The 21,075-nt window shown below is 71.3% G+C and carries 22 protein-coding genes; 5 read left to right on the top strand and 17 right to left on the bottom strand.

The genetic code is table 11. The features are described 5' to 3' along the window. Positions 1–113: 113 nt before the first annotated feature. The 7 genes from truB to rimP form a co-directional block, all read right to left on the bottom strand. Complete coding sequence (truB, locus tag ACIOHP_RS34430) at positions 114–1,019, bottom strand: tRNA pseudouridine(55) synthase TruB (RefSeq protein WP_401893559.1); 906 nt, start codon at positions 1,017–1,019, stop codon at positions 114–116. Then, a complete protein-coding gene (gene rbfA, locus ACIOHP_RS34425) occupies positions 1,016–1,462 on the bottom strand; it encodes a 30S ribosome-binding factor RbfA (RefSeq protein ID WP_361545982.1) in 447 nt (148 codons plus the stop codon). Before rbfA ends, truB begins: the two co-directional genes overlap by 4 nt. Positions 1,463–1,509: 47 nt before the next feature. Then, positions 1,510–1,803 carry a DUF503 domain-containing protein gene (locus ACIOHP_RS34420; protein ID WP_327719704.1) on the bottom strand — a complete coding sequence of 98 codons (294 nt, stop codon included), beginning with the start codon at positions 1,801–1,803 and terminating at the stop codon, positions 1,510–1,512. Positions 1,804–1,939: 136 nt separating this feature from the next. Beyond that, entirely contained in the window at positions 1,940–5,077 is a 3,138-nt protein-coding gene (gene infB, locus ACIOHP_RS34415; protein ID WP_401893558.1) for a translation initiation factor IF-2, read from the bottom strand. 162 nt (positions 5,078–5,239) lie between these two features. Beyond that, positions 5,240–5,521 carry a YlxR family protein gene (locus tag ACIOHP_RS34410; RefSeq protein ID WP_095046730.1) on the bottom strand — a complete coding sequence of 94 codons (282 nt, stop codon included), beginning with the start codon at positions 5,519–5,521 and terminating at the stop codon, positions 5,240–5,242. A gap of 114 nt (positions 5,522–5,635) precedes the next feature. Continuing rightward, complete coding sequence (nusA, locus tag ACIOHP_RS34405) at positions 5,636–6,622, bottom strand: transcription termination factor NusA (RefSeq protein ID WP_266887330.1); 987 nt, start codon at positions 6,620–6,622, stop codon at positions 5,636–5,638. 2 nt (positions 6,623–6,624) lie between these two features. Further along, positions 6,625–7,122 (bottom strand): ribosome maturation factor RimP, encoded by a 498-nt coding sequence (gene rimP / locus ACIOHP_RS34400; RefSeq protein ID WP_266887332.1) that lies wholly within the window; start codon positions 7,120–7,122, stop codon positions 6,625–6,627. Positions 7,123–7,336: 214 nt separating this feature from the next. Here rimP and ACIOHP_RS34395 point away from each other — a divergent pair, with 214 nt between their 5' ends. From ACIOHP_RS34395 to ACIOHP_RS34385, 3 genes are read left to right on the top strand one after another with little or no spacing between them, the layout of a single operon-like run. After that, a complete protein-coding gene (locus ACIOHP_RS34395) occupies positions 7,337–7,858 on the top strand; it encodes a hypothetical protein (RefSeq protein ID WP_401893555.1) in 522 nt (173 codons plus the stop codon). Further along, complete coding sequence (locus tag ACIOHP_RS34390; RefSeq protein ID WP_361545971.1) at positions 7,855–8,331, top strand: ferritin-like domain-containing protein; 477 nt, start codon at positions 7,855–7,857, stop codon at positions 8,329–8,331. Before ACIOHP_RS34395 ends, ACIOHP_RS34390 begins: the two co-directional genes overlap by 4 nt. Before the next feature lie 27 nt (positions 8,332–8,358). Next, positions 8,359–9,255: an aminoglycoside phosphotransferase family protein gene (locus ACIOHP_RS34385; RefSeq protein WP_401893553.1), complete on the top strand. Its 897-nt coding sequence runs from the start codon at positions 8,359–8,361 to the stop codon at positions 9,253–9,255. A 109-nt stretch (positions 9,256–9,364) separates the two neighbouring features. Here ACIOHP_RS34385 and ACIOHP_RS34380 read toward each other — a convergent pair whose 3' ends face one another. The 4 genes from ACIOHP_RS34380 to ACIOHP_RS34365 form a co-directional block, all read right to left on the bottom strand. Then, entirely contained in the window at positions 9,365–9,934 is a 570-nt protein-coding gene (locus ACIOHP_RS34380) for a hypothetical protein (RefSeq protein ID WP_401893551.1), read from the bottom strand. A gap of 221 nt (positions 9,935–10,155) precedes the next feature. After that, complete coding sequence (locus ACIOHP_RS34375; RefSeq protein ID WP_401893550.1) at positions 10,156–10,692, bottom strand: WhiB family transcriptional regulator; 537 nt, start codon at positions 10,690–10,692, stop codon at positions 10,156–10,158. Beyond that, complete coding sequence (locus tag ACIOHP_RS34370) at positions 10,689–11,735, bottom strand: BN159_2729 family protein (protein WP_401893548.1); 1,047 nt, start codon at positions 11,733–11,735, stop codon at positions 10,689–10,691. The genes ACIOHP_RS34375 and ACIOHP_RS34370 overlap by 4 nt, the downstream gene beginning before the upstream one ends. Continuing rightward, positions 11,732–12,349, bottom strand: a complete 618-nt coding sequence (locus ACIOHP_RS34365) for a sigma-70 family RNA polymerase sigma factor (RefSeq protein ID WP_401893546.1) — start codon at positions 12,347–12,349, stop codon at positions 11,732–11,734. Before ACIOHP_RS34365 ends, ACIOHP_RS34370 begins: the two co-directional genes overlap by 4 nt. Before the next feature lie 245 nt (positions 12,350–12,594). Between ACIOHP_RS34365 and ACIOHP_RS34360 the strand changes: the two genes are divergently transcribed. Beyond that, entirely contained in the window at positions 12,595–13,017 is a 423-nt protein-coding gene (locus ACIOHP_RS34360) for a helix-turn-helix domain-containing protein (RefSeq protein ID WP_401893544.1), read from the top strand. Positions 13,018–13,224: 207 nt separating this feature from the next. Next, positions 13,225–13,452, top strand: coding sequence for a hypothetical protein (locus tag ACIOHP_RS34355; RefSeq protein ID WP_361490213.1), 228 nt, complete (start codon positions 13,225–13,227; stop codon positions 13,450–13,452). A 107-nt stretch (positions 13,453–13,559) separates the two neighbouring features. Here the strand turns inward: ACIOHP_RS34355 and ACIOHP_RS34350 are convergent, their stop codons facing one another. The 6 genes from ACIOHP_RS34350 to dxr form a co-directional block, all read right to left on the bottom strand. Continuing rightward, entirely contained in the window at positions 13,560–15,263 is a 1,704-nt protein-coding gene (locus ACIOHP_RS34350) for a proline--tRNA ligase (protein WP_401893542.1), read from the bottom strand. A gap of 73 nt (positions 15,264–15,336) precedes the next feature. Next, on the bottom strand, positions 15,337–15,903 hold the full coding sequence (locus tag ACIOHP_RS34345) for a GNAT family N-acetyltransferase (protein WP_361545945.1): 567 nt from the start codon (positions 15,901–15,903) through the stop codon (positions 15,337–15,339). Positions 15,904–16,023: 120 nt separating this feature from the next. Further along, on the bottom strand, positions 16,024–16,872 hold the full coding sequence (locus ACIOHP_RS34340; RefSeq protein WP_401893540.1) for a GNAT family N-acetyltransferase: 849 nt from the start codon (positions 16,870–16,872) through the stop codon (positions 16,024–16,026). Positions 16,873–17,137: 265 nt separating this feature from the next. Beyond that, positions 17,138–18,295, bottom strand: coding sequence for a flavodoxin-dependent (E)-4-hydroxy-3-methylbut-2-enyl-diphosphate synthase (gene ispG, locus ACIOHP_RS34335; RefSeq protein ID WP_361545942.1), 1,158 nt, complete (start codon positions 18,293–18,295; stop codon positions 17,138–17,140). 170 nt (positions 18,296–18,465) lie between these two features. After that, the gene (locus ACIOHP_RS34330; protein ID WP_361546029.1) at positions 18,466–19,758 is read right to left on the bottom strand and encodes a site-2 protease family protein; all 1,293 of its coding nucleotides are present in this window, start codon (positions 19,756–19,758) and stop codon (positions 18,466–18,468) included. Positions 19,759–19,766: 8 nt separating this feature from the next. After that, positions 19,767–21,023, bottom strand: a complete 1,257-nt coding sequence (dxr, locus tag ACIOHP_RS34325; protein ID WP_401893539.1) for a 1-deoxy-D-xylulose-5-phosphate reductoisomerase — start codon at positions 21,021–21,023, stop codon at positions 19,767–19,769. Between the last annotated feature and the right edge of the window lie 52 nt (positions 21,024–21,075).

The raw sequence follows: 21,075 nt of genomic DNA, 5'->3' as shown, positions 1-21,075 counted from the left end.
CCGCACGGGTGAATGAGAGGGAGTCGGTGGATACACCCTAGGGGTGGGGGAACCGAGGGGGGACCGTGGAGCGGCGGACAACTCCGTGACCGCCGCTCCACGGGCGGAGCCTCTCAGCCGAAGACGGCGAGGCTCTTCGCCTTGCCCTTCTGTTCCTCCACGAGGCCCAGCAGTCGGCCCTCGGGGCCGAAGACGGCGACGGTGCCGCGGCCCGCGTACTCGTCGGGCATCTCCAGGCGTACACCGTTGGCGAGCAGCCGGGCCCGCCTCTCGTCCACGTCCCAGCGCGGGAACGCGGCCGCGGCCGCCTCGGCGATCGGCATCACGGTCAGCTCCTGCTGGTGCTGCTCCAGCGTCTTGGCCGCGTCCAGCTTGTACGGGCCGACCCGCGTGCGCCGCAGAGCGGTGAGGTGGCCGCCCACGCCGAGGTCCGCGCCCAGGTCCCGGGCCAGCGCCCGGATGTAGGTACCGGACGAGCAGACCACCGAGACGACGAGGTCCATCACGGGCGTCCCGTCCTCGGCGACGGCGTCCCGGACGTCGTACACCGCGAAGGACGAGATCTTCACGGGCCGGGCGGGGATCTCGAACTCCTCGCCCTCACGCGCCCGCTTGTAGGAGCGCACACCGTCGATCTTGATGGCGCTGACCTTGGACGGCACCTGCATGATGTCGCCGCTCAGCTTGGCGATCCCCGCGTCAATGGCGTCCCGGGTGACCTTCGAGGCGTCTGTCGAGCCCGTGATCTCGCCCTCGGCGTCATCGGTCAGGGTCGTCTGACCCAGGCGGATCGTGCCCAGGTACTCCTTCTCGGTGAGCGCGAGGTGTCCGAGGAGTTTGGTCGCCTTCTCTACGCCGAGGACGAGCACACCGGTCGCCATCGGGTCGAGGGTGCCGGCGTGTCCGACGCGGCGGGTCTTCGCGATCCCGCGCATCTTGGCGACGACGTCGTGCGAAGTGAAGCCCGACGGCTTGTCGACGATGACAAGCCCGTCGGGCGTCTGGTTCTTCTGTGTCATTCGGCGGTGTCGTCCTCGTCTTCACCCGGCTTCTTGTACGGGTCCGCCTCACCGGCGTAGGCGGCTCCGGCCGAGACCTCGCGCACCTTCTCGTCGGACTGGCGCGCCTTGTCGAGGAGGTCCTCGATGGTCTTGGCGGTGTCCGGAAGCGCGTCCGCCACGAAGGTCAGCGTCGGCGTGAACTTCACGCCGGCCGCCGCACCCACCGCGGAACGCAGCACGCCCTTGGCGCTCTCCAGACCGGCGGCCGCGGCCGCGCGCTCCTCGTCGTCCCCGTACACCGTGTAGAAGACGGTCGCCTCCCGGAGGTCACCCGTGACCCGGGTGTCCGTGATGGTGACGTGCGAGCCGAGCCGCGGGTCCTTGATCCCGCGCTGCAGCTTCTGGGCCACCACCTCTCGGATGAGGTCCGCCAGCCTCTTCGCCCGCGCGTTGTCGGCCACTGGTCCGTCTCCTTAAGTGTCTTGCTTGTTGCTGAGTCTTCGTCGCTTCAGTCTTCGTCGCCATGGAGTCTGCGTCGAACCGAGAGCAGTTCCACCTCGGGCCGCCCGGCGACCAGCCGCTCACAGCGGTCCAGTACGTCGGTGAGGTGTCCGGTGTCCCCGGAGACCATCGCCAGCCCGATCTCGGCCCTGCGATGGAGGTCCTGATGGCCCGTCTCCGCCGCACTCACCGCGTACTTGCGCTGGAGCTCGGCCACGATCGGACGGACGAGAGAGCGTTTCTCCTTGAGCGAGTGAACGTCGCCGAGGAGCAGGTCGAAGGACAGAGTCCCCACATACATGTGTGTGTCCGGATGTCCCGCCGGTTCGGGGTATGGGCGCCGCGTCGACGCCGATACAGGAACCGTACACGCAACGGCCGGGGCCGATCGACGGATATTACGTCCGCCGATCGGCCCCGATCGCGTGCTACGACAATCAGCCGCGCGGCTTCTCGCGCATCTCGTACGTCGCGATGACGTCGTCGACCTTGATGTCGTTGAAGTTGCCGAGGTTGATACCGCCCTCGAACCCTTCGCGGATCTCGGTGACGTCGTCCTTGAAGCGACGCAGACCGGAGATGTTGAGGTTCTCCGCGATGACCTTGCCGTCGCGGACGAGTCGAGCCTTCGTGTTGCGCTTGACCTCGCCCGAGCGGACCAGGACACCGGCGATGTTGCCCAGCTTGGACGACTTGAAGACCTCGCGGATCTCCGCCGTGCCGAGCTCGACCTCCTCGTACTCCGGCTTGAGCATGCCCTTGAGGGCCGCCTCGATCTCCTCGATGGCCTGGTAGATCACCGAGTAGTACCGGACGTCGACGCCCTCGCGCTCCGCCATCTGCGCCGCGCGGCCCGCAGCGCGGACGTTGAAGCCGATGACGATGGCGTCGGAGCCGGTCGCCAGGTTGATGTCGGACTCGGTCACCGCACCCACACCGCGGTGCAGGACACGGATGTCGACCTCGTCGCCGACGTCGAGCTGGAGCAGCGAGGACTCGAGAGCCTCCACCGAACCGGACGCGTCGCCCTTGATGATGAGGTTGAGTTCCTGCACCAGACCGGCCTTGAGGGCCTCGTCCAGGTTCTCCAGGGAGAACCGGACTCCACGCCGGGCGAAGTTGGCGTTGCGCTCGCGCGCCGCGCGCTTCTCGGCGATCTGACGTGCCGTGCGGTCCTCGTCGACGACCAGGAAGTTGTCGCCGGCGCCGGGGACGTTGGTGAGACCCAGGACCAGGACGGGGGTCGACGGACCCGCTTCCTCGACGTTGTTGCCGTTGTCGTCGAGCATCGCCCGGACACGGCCGTACGCGTCGCCGACCACCATCGTGTCGCCGATGCGCAGCGTGCCGCGCTGGACCAGGACCGTCGAGACGGCACCGCGGCCGCGGTCGAGGTGGGACTCGATCGCAATACCCTGCGCGTCCTGCTCCGGGTTGGCCCGCAGGTCGAGCGAGGCGTCCGCGGTGAGGACCACGGCCTCCAGCAGGCTCTCGATGTTGAGGCCCTGCTTGGCGGAGATGTCGACGAACATGGTGTCGCCGCCGTACTCCTCGGCCACCAGACCGAACTCGGTGAGCTGACCGCGCACCTTGGTCGGGTCCGCGCCCTCGACGTCGATCTTGTTGACCGCGACCACGATCGGCACGTCGGCCGCCTTGGCGTGGTTCAGCGCCTCGATCGTCTGGGGCATCACACCGTCGTTGGCCGCCACCACGAGGATCGCGATGTCGGTCGACTTGGCACCACGGGCACGCATGGCGGTGAACGCCTCGTGACCCGGGGTGTCGATGAAGGTGATCTTGCGCTCTTCGCCGTTGACCTCGGTCGCGACCTGGTACGCACCGATGTGCTGCGTGATACCGCCGGCCTCGCCCGCGACGACGTTCGTCTTGCGGATGGTGTCGAGCAGTCGGGTCTTACCGTGGTCGACGTGACCCATGACGGTCACGACCGGCGGACGCGCGACGAGGAACTCCTCGCCACCCTCGTCCTCGCCGAACTCGATGTCGAAGGACTCGAGCAGCTCGCGGTCCTCCTCCTCCGGGCTGACGATCTCGAGGATGAAGTTCATCTCGTCCGCGAGGAGCTTCAGCGTCTCGTCGGAGACGGACTGCGTGGCAGTGACCATCTCGCCGAGGTTCATCATCACGCCGACGAGCGACGCCGGGTTGGCGTTGATCTTCTCGGCGAAGTCGGTGAGGGACGCACCGCGCGACAGGCGGACGGACTGTCCGTTGCCGCGAGGCAGCATCACGCCGCCGACCGACGGGGCCTGCATGGCCTCGTACTCCTGGCGCCTCTGCCGCTTCGACTTGCGACCACGACGCGCGGGACCGCCGGGACGACCGAAGGCGCCCTGCGTGCCACCACGGCCACCGGGACCACCCGGACGACCGCCGAAGCCGGGACGGCCACCGCCGCCGGGACCACCGGGACCACCCGGACGACCGGCGAAACCGCCGCCACCGCCACCGGGACCACCCGGACGGCCGGCGAAACCGCCGCCACCGCCACCGGGACCGCCGGGACGACCGGCGAAGCCGCCGCCGCCACCCGGACGACCGCCGCCGCCACCACCGGGACGACCGGCGCCACCGGGACCGCGGCCGCCGGGGCCACCGCCACCGGGACGCGGGCCGGCAGCCGGACGCTGCGGCATCATGCCGGGGTTCGGACGCGGGCCGCCGCCGGGACGCGGAGCGCCGCCCTGCGGACGGGGCATGCCGCCCGGGGAGGGACGAGCGCCGCCCGGAGCCGCCGGACGGGCACCGCCGGCCGCGCCCTGGGGACGGGGACCACGGTCCTGGCCCTGCGGACGCGGGGCGCCGCCGGGACGGTCACCGGGGCCACCCTGGCCACCGGGACGCGGGGCGCCGCCCGGACGGGGCGCCTGCGGGCGCGCCATGCCGGTGGAGCCACCAGAGGTGAAGGGGTTGTTGCCCGGACGGGGACCGGCCGGACGGGCACCGGGGCGCGAGGCCTGGCCACCCGGACGCGGGGCGCCCGGACGGTCGCCGCGGTCGCCGCGGTCACGACCCTGGCCGCCCTGGCCGGGGCCACCGGCGGGACGGGGAGCACCCGGACGCGGCGCCTGCTGGCCGGCCGGACGCGGGGCGCCCGGACGCGGGGCGGAGCCCTGCGAGGCCGGCGGCGCGGCGGGGGCCGACGGGGGTGCCGTGAACTCGGGCGTGGTCGGAGCCGGGGACGCCGGCGCGGGGCGCGGCGCGGGCTTCGGGCCCGGAGTGGGACGGGGGCCGGGAGCGGCCGGCGCGGCGGGAGCCGCGGGCGTCTCGGCAACGGCCGGCTTGGGGGCCGGCGGGCGCGGGGCGGCCGGACGGGCAGCCTGCGCCGGAGAGGGGGCGCCCGGCTTTGCCGGGGCAGCCTTGCGGGCGGGGGCGGGCTTGCCGCCTCCGTTGCCCTGCTGAAGGGCGTCCGTCAACTTACGGACGACGGGCGCTTCGATGGTCGAAGACGCCGAACGGACAAATTCACCGAGTTCTTGGAGCTTGGCCATGACGACCTTGCTCTCCACCCCGAACTCCTTGGCGAGTTCGTATACCCGGACCTTAGCCACTTCGCTCCTTTTAGGTCCGGGTTGCGTCCGGACCGTCGCTACTTCATGGGCGTACTCATCGCGTGCTCATCGAGTGCTCATCGCAATCTCGACCTACTTCCAACTCGCGGGGTACCAGGGCCGCACGGGGTTCCGTGCGACGCTCCTTGCGGTGTTGCCTGCTCAGCAACTGTCTGTCTGCTCGACGTACTGGCGCAACGCCTTTACGTCGAGCGCTCCCGGGGCGCGAAGCGCCCGCGTGAACGCCCGGCGGCGTACCGCCTGGTCGAGACAGACCAGGGCGGGGTGCACATAGGCGCCCCGGCCGGGCAGCGTACCGCGAGGATCGGGGACGCATGCGTCCTTGATCGCCACGGTGCGCAGCAGATCGGTCTTGGCCGCTCGCTGCCTGCACCCCACACAGGTGCGTTCAGGGCATGCGCGGGCGTGCGTCCGGCCAGACACTGCTAAGTCTACCTCCCCGTAGCGACCTCACCCCTTCGGGGCTGGGATCGAACGGTTGTTGTCGTGATCTCAGCCCTCGTGGGCCGAGATCTATTCCCGATCGTGATCCGGGACCTATTCGCTCGGCTGCTCGATGTCCGGGCGGATGTCGATCCGCCAGCCGGTCAGACGAGCCGCGAGCCGGGCATTCTGCCCTTCCTTGCCGATCGCCAGCGACAGCTGGTAGTCCGGCACCGTCACGCGGGCGGAGCGGGCCGCCAGGTCGACGACCTCCACCTTGGAGACGCGGGCCGGGGAGAGCGCGTTCGCCACCATCTCGGCCGGGTCGTCCGACCAGTCGACGATGTCGATCTTCTCGCCGTTCAGCTCACCCATGACGTTGCGCACCCGCCCGCCCATGGGGCCGATGCAGGCGCCCTTGGCGTTCAGTCCGGAACGGGTGGACCGTACGGCGATCTTCGTCCGGTGACCGGCCTCACGCGCGATGGCGGAGATCTCCACCGAACCGTCGGCGATCTCCGGCACCTCCAGGGCGAAGAGCTTCTTCACCAGATTGGGATGTGTGCGCGACAGCGTGACGGACGGACCGCGCACCCCCCTCGCCACGCGCACGACGTACGACCGAAGCCGCATGCCGTGCGGATACGTCTCACCGGGGACCTGCTCCTGCACCGGCAGGATGGCCTCCAGCTTGCCGATGTCGACGAGCACGTTCTTCGGGTCACGGCCCTGCTGGACCACGCCCATGACGATGTCGCCCTCACGGCCGGCGTACTCGCCGAGCGTCGCGTCGTCCTCGGCGTCGCGCAGCCGCTGCAGGATGACCTGCTTGGCGGTGGTGGCGGCGATACGGCCGAAGCCGGACGGGGTGTCGTCGAACTCGCGGGCCTCCTGGCCCTCCTCGAGGTCCTCGGGGTCCTCCTTCGCCCACACCGTCACGTGGCCGGTTTCCCGGTTGAGCTCCACGCGCGCGTGGCGGCGGCTTCCCTCGGTGCGGTGGTAGGCGATGAGGAGGGCCGACTCGATCGCCTCGACCAGCAGGGGGAAGGAGATCTCCTTCTCCCGTACCAAGCCCCGCAGGGCACTCATGTCGATGTCCACGGCTACGCCTCCTCTTCCTTCTTGTCCTTGCGGTTGAACTCGACCTGCACGCGCGCCTTGTCGATGTCGGAGAAGGCGAGTCTGCGGCTGGTGGCCTTACGTCCCTTGACCCCGGGCACCTCGACGTCCAGACCCTCGTCGTCGACCTCGAGGATCCTTGCGACCACTTCGCCGCCCTCGGTCAGCTGGAACTTCACCAGCCGGTCCACGGCGCGCACATAGTGCCGATGCTCCTTGAGGGGGCGCTCCGCGCCCGGGGTGCCGACCTCGAGGGTGTACTCGCCCTCGCCCATTGCGTTCGTCTCGTCGAGCTTCGCCGAGAGCGCGCGGCTCACATCGGCGATCTGGTCCAGGTCCGCCCCGGTGTCGGAGTCGACGACGACGCTGAGCACGCGCTTCCGTCCTACGGAGTCCACTGAGATCTCTTCCAGATCCAGTCCCTGGGAGCTGACGAGCGGTTCCAGGAGCTCTCGCAGCCTCTCGCTCTGGGTGGTGCTCATCCGGGTGACTCCTCGGCCGCGTGTGCTGTTGTGGGTTGGTCGCGTGTCTGGTCAAAGGGTATCCGCTCCAAAGGTGTGTTGCCGTCCACCCTGCGGCGACCGGGGGTCCGCCACGGTGCCGATGAGGGGTTGCGGAGCGGGGCGCGGGTACCGTGATCACCGGCGGGCCGCCTTCCCGCCCATGTGTTCGTACGAGCCCCCGAGGACGACTGCCGTGCCGTACCCCCCGCCGCCGCGTACCCCCTCGGGGCCGCGCCGAAGAACACTGCTCGCCTCGGCCGCCGGTGCCGCCCTGCTGGTGGGCTGCTCCTCCGGGTCCGAGGAGACCGAGGGGAGCACCGGAGGCAGTCCGTCGGTCGCCGAGCGGGCACGCACGCGTGCGGCGCGGGACAGCCGGGGGATCGTCGAGCGGTACGACGCGGTGATCGCCGCGTATCCGGGGCTCGCGGAGCGGCTGGGGGTGCTGCGGGCGGAGGCCGTGCGGCATGTGGAGGCGTTCGGCGGTACGCCGGCGGCGACCGGTTCGGCATCGCCCACCGCCGGCCCCCCCGCCCCCTCCGCCGTACCCGGCACCGAGAAGGACGCCCTCGCCGGGCTCGCCACCGCCGAGCGGTCGCTCGCGGACGCACGGGCGAAGTCGCTCCTCGAGGTCCCGGGCGAGCTGGCCCGGCTGCTGGCCTCCGTGGCGGCGGCCGGGGCGGCGCACGCGTATCTGCTGACGGAGGCGGCGAAGTGAGCGACGAGCAGGACAAGCGTGAGGTGGCCGCGCTCCAGGCGGCGCTGGCGGCCGAACATGCCGCCGTGTACGGGTACGGGGTCGTCGGCGGGCGGATCCGTGAGGGCCGGCGTACCGAGGCGAGGTCGGCGTACGACGCCCATCGCGCCCGGCGCGACGCGCTCGCCCGTGAGGTGCGGGATCTGGGCGGCACCCCGGCGGCAGCCGCGGCGGGTTACGCGCTGCCGTTCCCGGTGCCGGACTCGGACGCGGCCGTACGGCTGGCCGCCGAGCTGGAGGACCGGGTCGCCGGGGTGTACTCCGACCTGGTGCGGGCAACCGTGGACGGGCGGCGCTCCATGGCCGCCGAGGCGCTGCGGGAGGCGGCGGTGCGGGCGGTGCGCTGGCGCGGGGAGAGCGTAGCCTTCCCTGGTCTCGCCGAACGGGCGGCGACCGCGTCGGCCTCGCCGACTTCGGCGACACCCACGGCGTAACGGGTACGGGAAGGGAACTGCTCGCGTATGGCTTTCGAACCGCCACCGCGTCTGGTGAGGGCGCTCGGTGAGACGGCACCCGGAGACGGCTGGCTGGAGAAGCTGCCGGAGGCGGCTCGCCAGGCCGTCGCGCTACGCGAGTCGACCGTGGAGCGGGTACAGGTGCCGGGCGGCCGCAGCAGCCTCGTCGTCCTGGTCCGGCGGTCCGACGGCACCCCCGCCGTGCTCAAGCTGGCCCCGCCGCGGTCCCGGCCGGAGGCCGAGCGGGCGGCGCTGGCGCACTGGGGCGGGCTGGGTGCGGTGCAGTTGCTCGACGAGCCGGTGACCGAGGGGGTGCTGCTGCTGGAGCGGCTGCATCCCGATGTGTCGGTGCGGTCGTTGCCGGAGGCGAAGGCGCTGCTGGAGGCGGCGGGGACGTTGCGTCGGCTGTGGGTGGAGCCGCCGGGTGACCGGGTCTTCGAGACGGTGGCCGAGCGGACCGGGCGGCAGGCCGAGGCGATGCGTGCGGGCGCGGGCGCGGATGTCGCCGATCTCGTGAGTGCGGCTCTCACTGCCCGCGAGGAGTTGCTGGTGGCTCCGCCGGAGTCGCGGTTGCTGCACGGGACGTTTCGGCAGAGCAAGGTGCTGGCGGCGGAGCGGACGCCGTGGCTTGCCGTGGGGCCGGATCCGGTGGTCGGGGAGTGTGCGTTCGATCTGGCTCGGCTGGTGCGGGACCGGGTCGAGGACTTGATTGCTCAGCCGTCGGGGGCGGCCATCACCCGGCGGCGGATCAAGCGGCTCGCCGAGTCGCTGGACGTGGATCAGGAGCGGCTTCGGGGGTGGACGCTGTTCCGGGCGGTGGAGTCGGGGATGCGGGCGCGCCGGGTCGGCCGGAACCAGGACGCCGAGCTGCTGCTGGAGTTCGCGGCCTGGCTGCACGGGTGACCGCGCCCCTCTGCCCGAGGGTTGTCGCAGAGGGGCGCGGTGGGTCCGGCCGACGTGCCTCCCGAGCCTGCCGACCGGGGTCTGTGGTGCGGGGCCGTGCGGCCCGCCGTCAGTGACCGGCGGGCCGGGCCGCAGGCCGCCGTTCGCCGGGGGTGGTGAGGAAGGCTCCCTCGAGCGCCAGCAGCCTGGTGTGGCGGCGGATGTGGGCGGCCTGGTCGGCGGCCCCGTGGCCGTCCCGCGGCGGGCACACCGGGGTGGGCTCCGCGTACGGGACATGGGTGAACAGCGGCAGCTCGGTGGGCTGCAGCCACCAGCACAGCTGCCGTTCCCCGGCCGTGAGCCGCAACAGGTGCGTGCCGTCCGGTCCGGCGCCGGTGGTCGGGGTGACGACGGCGCTCGACGGGTGCAGCGCCGCCAGCCAGGCCAGCAGGTGCGCCCGTTCGAGGGCGACGCGGGACAGTTCCCGTGCGTAGGAGTCGGCGTGCCGCTGCCAGCGGGCGAGTTCCTGCCGACAGCCGTCCGGGGCCACGTCGGCGCGGTGCCCCGGGACGGACCGCGGCGGACCGGGACGGTGCCGAGGTCCGAGCAGCCGGAGCAGGGCGGTGGCCGCACGGCCTCGCGGCCGGGAACCGCCGGCACCGGGTTCCTCGGGCGGCGTTGATGTCGGGGGTAGGGACATGGGTACTCCGGTGGCGATGGGCGGGGGGGGGCGGGTCCGGAACGGGCGGCGGGTTTTCCTGGGCGGCCCCGCCCAGGACGCGAGCATGGGGCGCCGTTGACCGCGGGCGGGGTCCGGGCCCGGCGGTCCGAAGACGGGAGAGGTGGGCGTTCTCGGGCGGCGAGTCCGTGGCGCACCGAGCACTCGGCCCCGGTCGCACGCCGGTGGGGCGCGGCGCTCGGTCAGGTCCGGAACGGAGCTTCGGACGCCGCGGCGGGCCGTATGCCGTCGGCTCGGCCCCGGGTGGAGCCGGTACGGCGGTAGCGGCCGACGTCGCGCGCGTTGGCGTCGCGGCACGCCTCGTCGACGGGTTCGCCCCGGCGCAGGTGACGCTGATAGGCCGCCCGGGTGCCACAAGGGGCGGGTCGCCTGCGCGGCGCGGCGTCCGGCTGAGGCCGCGGCGGGGGCTTTGTCCGCGCGCGGCGGTCCTCCAGGCGCTCCAGGTCGTGGCGCTGCGGGCCCGTCAGTCCGGCGATGACGCCGTCGCGGCGGCCCCTGGGGAGCCCCTTCTCGCGGCGCAGCACCGCGGCCCGGCAGTCGTCGAGCACCGGGCACGCCGCGCATATCTCCCGGGCCCTGGTCCAGGATCTGCGGGAGAACCAGATGTCCGCGTCCTGGTGCAGACAGGCGGCGCCGGCCTCCCAGGCACGCGAGCCCTCCGGTGCGGCACCCCGGTCCTCCCGGGCTCCGGTCCCACGGACGGGCAGGGCCCGGTTCACCGGGTCGGCCCGTCCGGCCCGGACACCGCGGCCGGTGACTGCCGCAGCGGCCGAACCCGTACCGCGGAGCCGTCACCGCCCGTTTCTCCCCGGGCGTGCGCTGCCGTGTGCGGCAGCGTCGCGGGTCCCGTGGGTCTCGGCTCCACGATCCGTACGGTCCCCGCCGCGCCGGCCGTCGGCCGCACCGCCCGGGCCGGGCGCCCGGTTCGCTCCCCCGCCGGGTTCCGGGCCCGGGACCCGGCGTGTGCCGACCGCCGGGCCCGGGCGCGGGCCAGGTCCACGGTCGGGGCGACGGAGGCACGGGGCGGTTCCGCCGTCGAGGCGACGCCCGGCATCACGGGCGGGACGGGTGTCAACGGCCCCAGGTAGGCCGCCACGTTGGCGAGGGTGCATCGTTCGGGCCGGCCGTCGAGGGACATCAGCGGCATGCCGTCCCGGGTGCGGGAGCCCTGGAAGTACCAGACGTCCCCCTGTGCGTCCCGTTGCGGCAGGGTCAGGTCGTACGTGGTGCCGTCGAGGTGGAACAGGCACCTCTCCCGGCCGGTCCGCGGGCTCGGCGGCGCCGTGCCCCTGCCGTGCGCCACCACGGTCACGCGCACGCCGTCGCGTTCCCCCTCGCCGGTCACCGTGCGGGGCTCGGGCCGCTCGCCGACGGCTGTGATGCCGAAGTGGACCCGCCAGCGGACCCAGTGGGCCGGATTGTCGACCCGGAGCAGCACCCGCACCCGGTCACCGTCCACCCGGACGTCGTACGGACCGGGGTGCCCGGCCAGTTCGCGTTCGACGGCGCGCGCCACCTCCCGGGCCCGCGCGCAGGAGTCGTCCCAGGCCAGAGCCTGCCGCTCCAGTTCCGTGGCGGGGTGTCGGGCGCCGGCCCAGTGCCCGTCCGGCGTCCGGTGCAGCACCACGCCGAAGGACCGTTCGGGGTCGACGAGGAGCCGGGCCGAGTCCAGCGCGTACGCGACGGCCGCCGCCTGTTCCGCCCGGACGGACACCAGCACCGTGCGGACGACCCCGGCCGCGTGCAGAAGGTTGCTGTTCACGCCGGCACCGTCCCGATGGTCCAGCGCAGCTTCCGCACCGCCCGGTAGGTGAGCGTCTTGACGGCGCCGACGCTCCTGCCCATCGCCAGAGCCGTCTCCTGCGCCGTCAGTTCGTCGAGGAAACGGAGCTCCACACAGTGCCGCTGATGGGGATTGAGGGTGTGCAGGGCGGTGCGGACGGTCTCGTGGGCCTCGACGGCCTCCAGTTCGCGCAAGGCCAGCGACTCGGCGCCCCGTCCGGAGCCCCCGAGGTCCTTGAGTTCGGCGACCGGCGTCTCCAGGCGGGTGCGGCCGCGGCCGAGTTCGTCGAGGAAGAGGTTGCGCGCGATGGTGGTGAGCCAGGCGGCGAAGGCCCTGCCCTGCCAGGTGTACGCGTCGATATGGCGCAACGCCCGGGTGAACACCTCCTGTGTGAGGTCCTCGGCCAGGTGTCTGTTGCGGGTGCGGACGAGCAGGTAGCCGTACACGAGGCCGAAGTGCTCGTGGTACAGCGCGGCGAACGCCTCCCTGTCGCCGGCGCGGGCGCGGGCGACCAGGTCGGGCTCCAGGCCGTCCGGGGCGATCGAGGGATGGAGCGGTACGGACACAGAAGCCTCCACATATGCAATCTTCATGTAGATGTAGATTCTTTGACCAGACGTCAGGGGCTGGACATCCGGGGGTATCTACAGTCTTCAGGTAGATGCATAGTGTGTCAAGTTACTCACGGAACGTGAGTGGCCCGAGAGGTAAAGGCGCACGCCAGAGGGCGCACCGCATCCGCGTCTGCACGCCGGCGCTCCGGCACGCTCCCCGCGTCCGAATTGCCGGTCTGCGATCTACTTGCGCTTGTAGATACCGATGGCCGATCCTCTGTTGCGTGACGAACGAGCAGAGCCGCCCGGAAGACCCCGCCCCCGGCCACGATCCGGCGCGCCGGGACGAGGACCTCGCGGCGCTGCTCGAAAAGCTCCTGGCGCGGGCCCCGGGAAAGACGCAGAAGGACCTGGCGTCGGAGGCCGGCATCTCGTACCCGACGCTGAACGCCTGGATGAACCGGACGCGCGGCACCTCGCGCATCGACCCGGAGAAGCTGCGGGCCATGGTGGAGGTGTTCCGGCGCTGGGGCGTGCGAACAACGCCGAAGGAGTTCTTCGAGGCCGTCGGCCGCCCTGTGCCCGGCCCCAGTGGGGACGAGCGTGAGGCGCGGCTCCTGAACCTGTACCGGCAATTGCCGGAGTCACGTCAACGCGCACTGCTCAAGGACGCCGAGGCGATGCTCCAGGTCACCCGCATCACGTGAGGTCAGCCGGGTCCGCGCGGGTTCGTGGATCCCGCCCCGACCGTCCGGGGAACAGGAAAGCCTTCCCCGCGCTGCAGGCGAATATGCCAAAAGCTTTCACGATCCCGACGGCCGTCGGTACCATCAGTCCGCCGCTGGCCTCCCGGAGCGGATCACTTCGTACCGTCGTGCATCCCTGGGGAGACAGTTGTGTGCATCCACATTTTATTGACGGACGATCTGCCGCGGATCGCGGTGTGGGATCCGGACGAGGTCAGCATCCGCGTGGCCAGAGGACTCCCGGCACCCGACGTACTCCGTGAAGTACGCGACATCCTCATGACCGACCTGGGCGCCCCTGCCTCACGCGGGGTCCTGCTCCACTGCTTCTGCGGTATGCGCGTGGAACTCCCCGTCCAGTTGATCCCCTGCTTCATGGCGGCCGAAGCGGGCTGAACCGGCGGTGCGGTGGCCGTTCCCCTCCGCGGTGACGTCCAGTCACGCCCCGCGGAAGGGAACGGCCCGAGAGAGCTCCCGTACGGCCTACGGCCCCTGACGACCGATCAGGCGCTGAGCCGGGCGATCGCCTCGTCCACCGTCAGTTCCTCGCGCTCCCCCGTCCTGCGGTCCTTCAGCTCCAGGACGCCCTCGGCGGAGCGGCGGCCCGCGACGAGGATCTTCGGTACGCCGATCAGCTCGGCGTCCGTGAACTTCACGCCCGGGGAGACACCGGCCCGGTCGTCGACCAGGACCCGCAGGCCGGCCGCGCGCAGCTTCTCGGAGACGTCGAGGGCCAGTTCGGTCTGGAGGGCCTTGCCGGCGGCGACGACGTGGACGTCGGCCGGGGCGACCTCGGCGGGCCAGCACAGGCCCTGCTCGTCGGCGCTCTGCTCGGCGATGGCCGCGACCGCGCGGGTGACACCGATGCCGTAGGAGCCCATGGTCACGCGGACCGGCTTGCCCTGCTGGCCGAGGACGTCGAGCTTGAGGGCGTCGGCGTACTTGCGGCCCAGCTGGAAGATGTGGCCGATCTCGATGGCCCGGTCCAGCTTGAGGCCGGTGCCGCACTTCGGGCAGGGGTCGCCGTCCTGGACGACCACGACGTCGACGTACTCGCCGACCTCGAAGTCACGGCCCACGACGACGTTCTTGGTGTGCGTGTTCGCCTTGTTGGCGCCCGTGATCCACGCGGTGCCGGGGGCGACGCGCGGGTCGGCGATGTACTTGACCTTCTCGCCCAGCCCCTGCGGGCCGACGTAGCCACGGACCAGGTCCGGGCGGCCCGTGAAGTCCGCCTCGGTGACCATCTCGACGACCGCGGGGGCGAAGTGCGCCTCGACCTTGCCCATGTCGACCTCACGGTCGCCGGGGACACCGACGGCGACGATCTCGCCGTCGACCTTCACGAGGAGGTTCTTGAGGGTGGCGGAGGCCGGGACACCGAGGGAGGCGGCGAGGGTCTCGATGGTGGGGGTGTCGGGGGTCGGGATGTCCTCGGCGGCGGGTACGTCGGTGGCGTCCACGGGCTTGAGCTCGTACGAGATCGCCTCGGTGTTCGCCGCGAAGTCGCAGTTGGGGCAGTCGGCGAAGGTGTCCTCGCCCGCGCCGGCGGGGGCGAGGAACTCCTCGGACTTGGAGCCGCCCATCGCGCCCGCGGTGGCGGCGCAGATGCGGTAGTCGAGACCGAGGCGCGTGAAGATCTTCTGGTAGGCCTGGCGGTGCAGCGCGTAGGACTGGGCCAGGCCCTCGTCCTCGGTGTCGAAGGAGTACGAGTCCTTCATGAGGAACTCGCGGCCGCGCAGGACGCCGGCCCGCGGGCGGGCCTCGTCCCGGTACTTGTTCTGGATCTGGTAGAGGATGACCGGCAGGTCCTTGTAGGAGGACGCCTGGTCCTTCACCAGCAGGGTGAAGATCTCCTCGTGGGTCGGGCCGAGGAGGTAGTCGCCGCCCTTGCGGTCCTGGAGGCGGAACAGCTCGGGGCCGTACTCCTCCCAGCGGCCGGTCGCCTCGTAGGGCTCGCGCGGCAGGATGGCGGGGAGCAGCACCTCCTGGGCGCCGATCGCGTCCATTTCCTCACGGACGACCCGTTCCACATTGCGCAGGACCCGCATGCCGAGGGGCAGCCAGCTCCAGATGCCGGCCGCGGTGCGGCGGACGTAGCCGGCGCGGACGAGGAGCTTGTGGCTGAGGACCTCGGCGTCCGCCGGGTCGTCGCGCAGCGTCTTCGCCATCAACTGGGACATGCGCTGGACCGGTGCGTTGGCCATGGTTCTCGTACTCCTGCCGGATAAGGGTGATGGCTAGGAGGTTAGCCGGGGGTCCGGTTGTGGCGGAAATCGGTTAACGGCGGCGCAGCGGCAGGGGGGCGCCCATCACGGCGTACGGCTTCGGGGCGCTGGGGAACAGGACCTGGCGGGCCAGGTCCTGGTAGCCGAGGGAGTGGTAGAGGCCGCGGGCGGGGCTGTCGGTGTCGATCGCGGAGAGGATCGAGCGGGGTTCGCCGGCGCCGTCGGTGATGGTGGTGATCAGGGAGCGGCCCACGCCGCGGTTCTGGTAGCGCGGATGGACGTGGAGTTCCGTGATCACGAAGGAGTCGTCCAGCCAGATGTCGTGGCCCTGGGCCCGGAGATAGGGCTCCACGACCGTGGACCACCAGTGGGTGCGGTCGTTGGGCATGCCGTAGACGAAGCCCACGAGACGCTCCGCTGAGGTGGCGCCGAGGGCACGGGCGCCGGGGTAGGTCATGTGACGGAGGACGATCTGGCGGCGGACCGCCACCTCGTCGGCTCCGAGACCGAACGCCACCGCTTGGACGGCCAGGGCTTCGTCGACGTGGGTGGAGAGGTCGAGGGGGCCGATCACGATGTCGTCGGGTTGGCGGCGGTGTCCGTGACCGGGGAAGCGCATGTGGGGATCGTATAGGGGGGCGCGCGTTGTTGGCTGAGTGCGGGTTCGTTGTGGCTGGTCGTGCAGTTCCCCGCGCTCCTACGGCCGTTGCCCCCAAGGGCGCCTGCCGGAAAAGGCTTGTCAGAACAGGATGCTCATGAAGGCGCCGACCTCCTGGAAGCCAACCCTCCGGTACGTCCTTCGCGCCGACGTGTTGAAGTCGTTGACGTAGAGACTGACCACCGGGGCCACGTCCGCCAGCGCGTAGCGCAGGACCGCCGCCATGCCCGGAGCCGCCAGGCCCCTCCCCCGGTACTCGGGGGCCACCCACACGCCCTGGATCTGGCAGGCCCGGGTCGTGGCCGCGCCGATCTCGGCCTTGAAGACGACCTTGCCGTCGGCGTCCATACGGGCGAACGAGCGGCCGGAGCCGACGAGTTCGGCGACCCTCGCCTGGTAGAGGAGGCCGCCGTCGCCTGCCAGCGGGGAGACACCGACCTCCTCGGTGAACATCGCCACGCACGCCGGCATGATCGTTTCCATCTCGTCCTTGCGGACGCGGCGGACGTAGGGATCCGGGGCGACGTCGGTGGGCATACGGTCGGTGACCATGAGGGGCTGGCGCGGACGGACGTCGCGGGCCGGGCCCCAGCTGGGTTCGAGGAGGCGCCAGAGTTCGGCGGTGGGCTCGGCCGGGCCGACGATCGAGGAGCAGCGGCGGCCGGCCCTGCGAGCGCGGTCGGCGAAGGCGCGGACGGCTCGGGGAGTGGCGCAGATGGGGACCAGGTTGGCGCCGGCGTAGCAGAGGGACGTCAGCATGCCGTCCTCGTACCAGCCCCACATCTCGCCGCCGAGCCGCCAGGGGTCGAGGCCGGCGACCTGTACGCGGGAGGTCACGAAGGCGTTCGCGACCGGGTCGCGGTCGAGGACGGCGAGCGCGGCGTCCAGGTCGCTCGGTTCGAGGACCCGGGAGGTCGTCTGGGTCAACACGGGCGGGGCCTCACACTGGGGACTGCTGATCTCCGCACTGTACCCGCGGAAGCTGAGCCATGCCGCCCAGTGGAGAGTGCCGTTGTTTTCGGGTGCCGGGGGTCGAGGGTGCCGGGCGCCTGTGAGCTCGGGAGCTGCGGGGTGTGGGCGGCTGCGGTGCGTGTGGGGCTGGTCGCGCAGTTCCCCGCGCCCCTGGAGGGCTGGGGCCTGCGGCCGCTCAGCCCTCCGGATTCAGGACGCGTAGGGGCGGCGGGGCGAGAACCCCTCAGCCCGCGACCGCCACCGACGGCTCGCCCGAGGCCACGCCGTCCGCCTCCATCTGTTCGGCCAGCTTCATGGCCTCCTCGATGAGCGTCTCGACGATCTTGGACTCGGGGACGGTCTTGATGACCTCGCCCTTGACGAAGATCTGGCCCTTGCCGTTGCCGGAGGCGACGCCGAGGTCGGCCTCCCGGGCCTCGCCGGGGCCGTTCACCACACAGCCCATGACGGCGACGCGCAGCGGGACCTCCATGCCGGTGAGGCCCGCCGTGACCTCTTCGGCCAGCTTGTAGACATCGACCTGGGCGCGACCGCAGGACGGGCAGGAGACGATCTCCAGGCCGCGCTGCTTGAGGTTCAGGGACTCCAGGATCTGGTTGCCGACCTTGACCTCCTCGACCGGAGGAGCGCTCAACGACACGCGGATCGTGTCGCCGATGCCCTGCGAGAGCAGCGCGCCGAACGCCACCGCCGACTTGATCGTGCCCTGGAACGCCGGGCCCGCCTCGGTGACGCCGAGGTGGAGGGGGTAGTCGCACTGGGCGGCGAGCTGCTTGTACGCCTCGATCATCACGACCGGGTCGTTGTGCTTCACCGAGATCTTGATGTCCCGGAAGTCGTGCTCCTCGAAGAGGGACGCCTCCCACAGGGCCGACTCGACCAGGGCCTCGGGGGTCGCCTTGCCGTACTTCTGGAGCAGGCGACGGTCCAGGGAGCCGGCGTTCACGCCGATGCGGATCGGGGTGCCGTGGTCCTTGGCGGCCCGCGCGATCTCCTTGACCTTGTCGTCGAACTGCTTGATGTTGCCGGGGTTCACCCGGACCGCGGCGCAGCCGGCCTCGATGGCCGAGAAGACGTACTTGGGCTGGAAGTGGATGTCCGCGATGACCGGGAGCTGGGACTTGCGGGCGATGGTCGCGAGCGCGTCGGCGTCGTCCTGCGTGGGGCAGGCCACACGGACGATCTGGCAGCCGGAGGCCGTCAGCTCGGCGATCTGCTGGAGGGTCGCGCCGATGTCCGACGTACGGGTCGTGGTCATCGACTGCACCGAGACCGGGGCGTCTCCGCCCACCGCCACGGTGCCGACCTGGATCTGCCGGCTCTTACGGCGCTCGGCAACCCTGGTCGGAACGGACGGCATGCCGAGAGAAATCGCAGTCATCTGCTGTGCAACCCCAAGTCGTGGATCAAGGTCCGGCGCCAACGGAACAGTGGGCTCCAGGCTTCGAGATTACGGCACGAGCGCGGGCCCGAGCACATCCCACCGGTCAACCCACACGAACGAGGACGGCCCGGCACACACGGTGCCGGGCCGCCGCGAACGCCGTATGGCTAAGAGATTCGCACGGGGTTGACCACGTCGGCGATGAGAACGAGGACCGTGAAGCAGATGAAGATCCCCGCCACCACATAGGCGACCGGCATCAGCTTCGCCACGTCGAACGGGCCCGGGTCCGGGCGGCGCAGCACCTTCGCGACGTTCCGCCTCAGCGACTCCCACAGGGCGCCCGCGATATGGCCGCCGTCGAGCGGCAGCAGCGGGAGCATGTTGAAGAGGAACAGGGAGAGGTTGAAGCCGGCGAGCAGCATCACGAACATCGCCAGCTGCTGCGAGGCCGGGATGTCCAGCGTCGCGATCTCGCCGCCCACCCGGGCCGCGCCGACCACACCCATCGGGGAGTCCGGCTCGCGCTGGCCGTCGCCGAAGGCGGCGTCCCACAGGGCCGGGATCTTGGAGGGCAGGGCGGCGAGGGAGTCCACCGCGTCGCCCACGCGGTCCGTCATCCAGACCACCGAGTCGCCGAAGTCCTGCTTGACGACGCCGGTGGCGGCGCTGAAGCCGAGGAAGCCCGCCTTGACGTACTCGCCCTCGACGTAGGCGCCGTTGGAGTCCTTCTTCGCGACGAGGTTGGTGGCGATCTTCGCCTGGAGGGGGACCTCCTTGCCGTCCCGGTCTACGACGATCGCCACGGTCTTGCCGGCGCTGTCGCGGATGAGGTCGGAGAGGGTGTTCCAGTCGTCGGTCCTCACGCCGGCGAAGGAGACGATCTTGTCGCCCTTCTTCATGCCCGCAGCCGCGGCCGGGGAGGCCGCGTCGGTCTTCTTGCACGTGTCGCGGTTCTCGCTCTGGGAGATCACGCACGGGGAGACCGAGGCGACGTCGGTCGTCTGCTGCTGGATGCCGAAGCCCATCAGGACCGTCAGGAAGAGGGCGATCGCGAGGATGAGGTTCATGAAGGGGCCCGCGAACATCACGATGACCCGTTTCCAGGGCTTGCGGGTGTAGAACATCCGGTTCTCGTCACCCGGCTTGAGCTCCTCGTACGCGGCCGAGCGGGCGTCCTCGATCATGCCGCGCCAGGGCGAGGTGGAGCGGGCCTCCAGCTTGCCGTCGGCGCCCGGCGGGAACATGCCGATCATGCGGATGTAGCCGCCGAACGGGATGGCCTTGACGCCGTACTCCGTCTCGCCCTTGTTCCTCGACCAGATGGTCGGGCCGAAGCCGACCATGTACTGCGGCACCCGGATGCCGAAGAGCTTGGCCGTGGACAGGTGCCCCAGCTCGTGCCACGCGATCGAGACCAGCAGGCCGAGCGCGAAGACCGCTATGCCGAGGATGAACATCAGGGTCGTCATGCACGGGCCTCCGCCGTCTGTGCTGCCAGTTCCCGGGCCCGGGTGCGCGCCCAGGTCTCCGCTTCGAGGACGTCCGACACGGTGAGTGAGGTTCCCGTGACCGGCGTGCCGTGTTCGTCCACCACGCGCGTCACGGTCTCCATGATCCCGTTGAACGGCAGCGCGCCGGCCCGGAAGGCCTCCACGCACTCCTCGTTGGCGGCATTGAACACTGCCGGGGCCGTGCCCGCGAGCTCCCCCACGTGCCTCGCAAGGTTGACCGAAGGAAACGCGTCGTTGTCGAGCGGGAAGAACTCCCACGTCGACGCCTTGCTCCAGTCGAACGCGGGGGCCGCGTCGGGGACCCGTTCCGGCCAGCCGAGGCCGATGGCGATGGGCCCGCGCATGTCGGGGGGCGTCGCCTGGGCGATTGTCGATCCGTCCGTGAACTCAACCATCGAGTGGACATACGACTGGGGATGCACGACCACCTCAATGCGGTCGAAGGGAATGTCATAGAGGAGGTGCGCCTCGATGACTTCCAGACCCTTGTTGACGAGGGTCGCGGAGTTGATCGTGATCACCGGGCCCATGGCCCAGGTGGGGTGGGCGAGGGCGTCCTCGACGCTCACCCGGGCGAGGTCGGCTTTGGTACGGCCGCGGAAGGGACCGCCGGAAGCGGTCACGACCAGCTTCCGTACGTCGGCCCTCGTCCCGGACGCCAGCGCCTGGAACAGCGCCGCGTGCTCGGAGTCGACCGGGATGATCTGCCCGGGCTTGGCGAGGGCCTTGACCAGCGGGCCGCCGACGATGAGCGACTCCTTGTTGGCGAGCGCGAGGGTGCGGCCCGCCTCCAGGGCGGCGAGGGTCGGGGCGAGGCCGATGGAGCCCGTGATGCCGTTCAGCACGGTGTGGCTGTCGGAGGCGGCGACCTGGGTGGCCGCGTCCGGTCCCGCGAGGATCTCGGGGAGCGGCTCGCCCGTGCCGTAGCGGCTCGTCAGCGCCTCGCGCAGCTGCGGTACGACGTCCTCGCGGGCGACCGCGACGGTCCGCACCCCGAGCCGGTGCGCCTGCTCGGCGAGGAGGGCGACCCGGCCTCCGTTGGCGGAGAGCGCGGTGACGCGGAAGCGGTCCGGGTTGCGCAGGACGAGGTCGATGGCCTGGGTCCCGATCGACCCGGTGGAGCCGAGGATCACCACGTCCTTGGGGCCGTCGCCCGCCACGGGGTCGTAGACGAGGTGCGGGTCGGCGAGAGGGGCTGGACTGTCGCTCATCCCCCCATTGTTGCCGTAAGGACGGTGTGTGAGGACAGCGCGTCCCTCGAAG

Origin of the sequence: Streptomyces sp. NPDC087859, from assembly GCF_044742595.1 — a bacterium.
Classification (GTDB): Bacteria; Actinomycetota; Actinomycetes; order Streptomycetales; family Streptomycetaceae; genus Streptomyces; species Streptomyces canus_F.
The sequence above is the reverse complement of the archived record's forward strand: the minus strand, read 5'-3'. Positions and strand labels throughout refer to the sequence as shown.